Here is a 1,655-nt window from a genome sequence, read left to right as displayed (position 1 = left end):
CCCGGCCCGCGGGACATGCCCAGCGCTGACGGCAGCCAATGGACATAGTGGCTTTGTGTCCACTGGTCGCGGCATGGGGAGGGCATGTCCGCCGGGCCGGGGCGAGTGAGGCGCGGCGTGACCGGGTCAGCGGAGGGCATGTCCATTTCTCGCTGCCAGGACCGTTGGGCATGTCCACCTGTTGCGGCGCGCACTGGACATAGCGGCTTTATGTCCATTGGTCACGGCATGGGGAGGGCATGCCCGCTGGGCCGGGGCGAGTGAGGCGCGGCGTGACCGGGTCAGCGGAGGGCATGTCCGGTCCGGACGGGGCAGGGCAGGGCTGAAGCGGCTAGGCTGAAGCGACGCCGAAATCAGCGGCCCAGCGCCGCCAGACATCTAAGGACGAGCTCCATGGGATTCACCGAAGTCTTTGTCTCCACCCACGATGAAGCCCTCAAACGTGCTGCCGCCCTCGACGGCGGGGCACCCGCGGCCCCCGCGGCCGTCCGGATTGCGGATATCACCGACTTCGAAATCGAGCGCCTGGGCGACCTGGCCGGCACTGCCGTCCACGCAGCCGGCGCGGACTACGAACTGGCCATGGTGGATGTTGCCAGCGATTCCCTGCTCGGGGTTCCGCCGGCGATGGTGCGCGCCCTCGCCGAGCTGCTCAGCTACGAGACCGAGGGTGAAGGCGACGTCCTGGAAGACGTCGCCGAAGGTTGGGCCGCCGAGGAGGACATGCCCTTCGCTTCGGAGCAGGCCGTCCGCTACGTCCGCCAACTCGCCGAACTCGCCGCCGCCGTGGATCCGGCCAGCAAGTCCGGCCTTTACGTCTGGACGGCCTGAGGCGGCGTCAGGCCGCCGAACGGACCGGTTGCGGGTGTCAAGTCGAAATCCCCGCGCTGATCTGGCACAATGAACAGGTACTTGATCTGCGTGGCCCCTCTCTCCGCGTCCGGATCTTGTCCTTTTAGAACCCCCTAGTACGGCCCGCCCCACGGGTGCAGAACGCCGGGCTCGACCCCGTTTCAGAAACAGGAGTGACCACAAAAGTGGCCGTAAAGATTCGCCTTAAGCGCTTTGGCAAGATGCGCGCACCGTACTACCGCATCGTCGTCATGGACGCACGCTCCAAGCGTGACGGCCGTGCCATCGAAGAGATCGGCAAGTACCACCCGACCGAAGAGCCCTCGTACATCGAGGTCGACACGGACCGTGCCCAGTACTGGCTCGGCGTCGGCGCACAGCCGTCCGAGCAGGTTGCCGCGATCCTCAAGATCACCGGTGACTGGCAGAAGTTCAAGGGTCTCCCGGGCCAGGAGGGCACCTTGAAGACCAAGGCTCCCAAGGCTGCCTTCGTTACCCCGGAAAAGGGTTCCGTGATCATCCCGGAAGCCATCACCAAGAAGGCCAAGAAGGACGACGCAGCCGAGGCTCCCGCCGACGCCGAAGCAGAGACCACCGAGGCTGAGTAAATTGCTGGCAGAAGCGCTCGAACACCTCGTCCGGGGGATCGTTGACAGTCCTGAGGATGTCAAGGTCAGTGCCAAGAACAACCGCCGCGGGGACACCCTCGAAGTGCGCGTTCATCAGGACGACCTCGGACGGGTGATCGGCCGCCAGGGCCGCACCGCACGCGCTTTGCGCACTGTGGTGGCTGCACTGGCGGA

3 protein-coding genes are annotated in these 1,655 nt (G+C 65.9%); all 3 read left to right on the top strand.

Annotated elements, in window-relative coordinates:
• Nucleotides 1–393 precede the first annotated feature (393 nt).
• Nucleotides 394–831, top strand: coding sequence for a hypothetical protein (locus tag K789_RS0109760; RefSeq protein ID WP_024366591.1), 438 nt, complete (start codon nt 394–396; stop codon nt 829–831).
• 206 nt (nt 832–1,037) lie between these two features.
• Nucleotides 1,038–1,460, top strand: coding sequence for a 30S ribosomal protein S16 (gene rpsP, locus K789_RS0109755; RefSeq protein ID WP_024366590.1), 423 nt, complete (start codon nt 1,038–1,040; stop codon nt 1,458–1,460).
• A gap of 1 nt (nt 1,461) precedes the next feature.
• A partial coding sequence (locus K789_RS0109750; protein ID WP_024366589.1) for an RNA-binding protein occupies nt 1,462–1,655 on the top strand: 194 nt, incomplete at its 3' end.

The sequence above is a fragment of the Arthrobacter sp. TB 26 genome (assembly GCF_000427315.1).
GTDB lineage: Bacteria > Actinomycetota > Actinomycetes > Actinomycetales > Micrococcaceae > Arthrobacter.
The sequence above is the reverse complement of the archived record's forward strand: the minus strand, read 5'-3'. Positions and strand labels throughout refer to the sequence as shown.

Coding starts and splice junctions, on each gene's coding strand:
- K789_RS0109760 (WP_024366591.1), top strand. CDS start 394: ATGGGATTCACCGAAGTCTTTGTCTCCACCCACGATGAAGCCCTCAAA.